General features: G+C 59.4%; 3 protein-coding genes. 1 reads left to right on the forward strand and 2 read right to left on the reverse strand.

The features are described from left to right. On the reverse strand, positions 1-193 hold a 193-nt coding region (locus tag FFM71_RS13220; protein WP_137612613.1), incomplete at its 3' end, for a hypothetical protein. Between the two features lie 252 nt (positions 194-445). Between FFM71_RS13220 and mobQ the strand changes: the two genes are divergently transcribed. Beyond that, positions 446-1,231, forward strand: a complete 786-nt coding sequence (mobQ, locus tag FFM71_RS13225; RefSeq protein ID WP_137612614.1) for a MobQ family relaxase — start codon at positions 446-448, stop codon at positions 1,229-1,231. Between the two features lie 252 nt (positions 1,232-1,483). On the opposite strand, the gene FFM71_RS13230 is transcribed toward mobQ, so the two are convergent. Next, the gene (locus FFM71_RS13230; protein WP_029214130.1) at positions 1,484-2,320 is read right to left on the reverse strand and encodes a replication initiation protein; all 837 of its coding nucleotides are present in this window, start codon (positions 2,318-2,320) and stop codon (positions 1,484-1,486) included. Between the last annotated feature and the right edge of the window lie 449 nt (positions 2,321-2,769).

The raw sequence follows: 2,769 nt of genomic DNA on the forward strand, positions 1-2,769 counted from the left end.
AGTTGGCCAGCACTCGACTGATGAAATATTTCCGTTGCTCAGCGGTCAGAGCGGCTACCCGTTCGCCGAGTGGTTCCAGCATTGCGCCCACTTCGATGAGCCGCCGTGTTCGTTGCTTGCGTTCGTCGGCCTTGGCTCTCGCTAACTTCGCTTCGAGCAGGGCAATGCGTTGGCTTGGTGTTTTAGTCGTCATGGATTTTTTTCCTCGTTGTGATGTTCCCTAACGAGTAACAAAAAATCCGACGCTGGCAAGACTGCATTGACGAAATCGCAAAGCCTGCTTGAATGAAAGAGGGGCGCAAGCGAGCGAAGCGAGCAGCCCAAAATCTATTGCGCAGAGCGAAGCGAAGCACCAGCAATAGCGCACTTATACATCGCTTCGCGATGTGTGCGCCCTGCGGGGCTAAGAGCAAAGCAAAAACCACAACAGGAGCAACAGCAAAACATGGCAATCTTCCACCTCCACGCACAGGTGATAAAGCGCAGCGAAGGACGTTCGTCCGTTGCTGCTGCTGCCTATCGCCTTGGCGTTGCGTTGGAAGATCCTCGCACCGGCCTGCGCCATGATTTCAGCCGCAAGGGTGGCGTGTCTGGCTCGCTGACGCTTGCCCCCGACAACGCTCCGGCTTGGGCATCGGACCCGGCTCAGTTGTGGGCCAATGTGGAGACCATCGAGAAGCGCAAAGACGCTCAACTTTGCCGCGAGTTCGACATTGCCCTGCCCCGCGAACTGACCCCCCAGCAGTGTGCCACGCTGGCCCGTGCGTTCGTCCAAAAAGAGTTCGTTGACCGGGGCATGTGTGCAACGATTGCTTTCCATCACATCGGTGGAGACAACCCCCATTTCCACCTGATGACCACGATGCGAGACATTGACCAGGACGGGTTCAAAAATAAAAACCGCGACTGGAATGACAAGCAATACCTAGACCATTGGCGAGCCGAATGGGCACGCTATGCCAACCATGCGTTGACCTTGGCCAACTCACCAGCACGCATTGACCACCGCTCGTTGAAGGCCCAAGGCATCGACCGCGAACCGACCCAACATCAAGGGCCGAAGGCGTTCGCCATGCAGGCCCGTGGTGTGGTTGTTGACCGGTTCCGCAGGGTGATGGTGGACCTCGTAACCATGCTCAAAGCCCGGAGGGTGGCCCGTCAGGGCCTTTCCCCTTCCCCTCCCATCACAACCCCGCCCCGCAAGGGGTGGGGGATGGGGCGGGGCCGGTAGGCTCCGCCAGTGAGGTGCGATAGCGCCTCACCAACGCACGGGCAGACCATTCGCTGCCCCCAACCGCCGCGGCGATTTCAGCCCATGATTTCCCTTGCGCTCGCATGGTCCCGGCCAGATTGCGCCGGTAGTCTGCTCGGGCTTCGTAGGTGTCCCGTTCCTCCGCCATGTGGTTGCGGACAGTGCGTTCCGATACGCCAAAATGTTTGGCGACTTCCTTGGCGGTTTTTTTTCGTTTTTGGCGAACGGGCATCATCGGGCATACCTCACAATTTCAGCGGTGAAATCCATCGCAGCGATTTTTTTATTCGCTCCGTTCTGGCTTCCTCTTTCTGCCTGTATTTTTGAAAAAGCGGTTGGCGTGATGTTGGTCCACGTCCACTTGGCAACGCTCTTGGCCACCTGATGCGCTTCTCGTGTTGTGAGTGGGCTGGCAAAGGCGTTTAAGGCGTCAGCGTGGGAGCGACAAGCACGCTCCCACAGGTGCCAATCCGAGTAGCCCAACCGTGCTCGATATGCCCACTTCCGCAGGCCATCGAACAGCGTGACGTTCCTCCCCTCCCCCACCGCTTCCAGTCGTGCGATACGCAGCGGCAGACGGTCGCCAAGGTAGTCACGTAACTCCCCCAGCTCGTAGGGGTCAGGGCGCTCCCAAAATGTGCGCCAGGTGGGATGGTCGGGGGTCTTGGTCAGCCGGTGGGTGTAGGCCCTGTCCGCATCGAGGGCCATGGTCAGGCCGTGCTGAATGCGAGCCAAGAACCGTTGAGGGGTCGCCCGTGCTTTCAGTGTCCTGGACACCGGAGAGGCCAGCACGTAGCCCAGATGCGCATGACCGTTCCGGGGGTTCTGGGTGACCCAGTTGGGCCGAGGGCACTCCGTAGGGGCATCCTGCCACGCTGTAGCGGCCTCTGGGCGGTCCACGTCGAACACCATGGCCCAAACCAGCGCCGAGGGGTTGGGGTCGATGTAGGCACGTTTGAGGGCCTTCTGGCGTGGGTGGTGCTGGATGCCGGCAGCCAGTTCATCGGTGCAGGCCAGCCATTTTGGAAGGCTGGACTCAAACAGGGCGGGTTGGTAGGGTGGTGACATGCGGAACCTCTCTAACAGGTGACGCCATAGCCCCGGACGCCTGCCAGCGTTGCGGGGTTTTTTTTGGCCTTCTCCCAACCTAACTCATCCGTTCAGGTTGTCAAGTAGGCATTGAACCATATCCGGTATAGAGCGCTCTTGGGGGTCCCCCGGTGTAGGGAAAACCTTACCCCCTCCCCCAGCCCCGAAGGGGGCTTTTCCGGGGTTGAGGAAAGCCATACCCGCTTTTGGGTGTAGGCAAACCAAAATCGGGCGCATCACGAAAAATGGCGGCTGCAGGACGCACTAGGGCACTGCTTACGCATCGCCCTGGTGCTGATTGTTCCCCTTGGTTCCCATCAAGGCTTCCCAGTTGGCCAGCACTCGACTGATGAAATATTTCCGTTGCTCAGCGGTCAGAGCGGCTACCCGTTCGCCGAGTGGTTCCAGCATTGCGCCCACTTCGATGA

The sequence above is a fragment of the Companilactobacillus huachuanensis genome (assembly GCF_005404815.1).
In the GTDB taxonomy this organism is placed as follows: domain Bacteria; phylum Bacillota; class Bacilli; order Lactobacillales; family Lactobacillaceae; genus Companilactobacillus; species Companilactobacillus huachuanensis.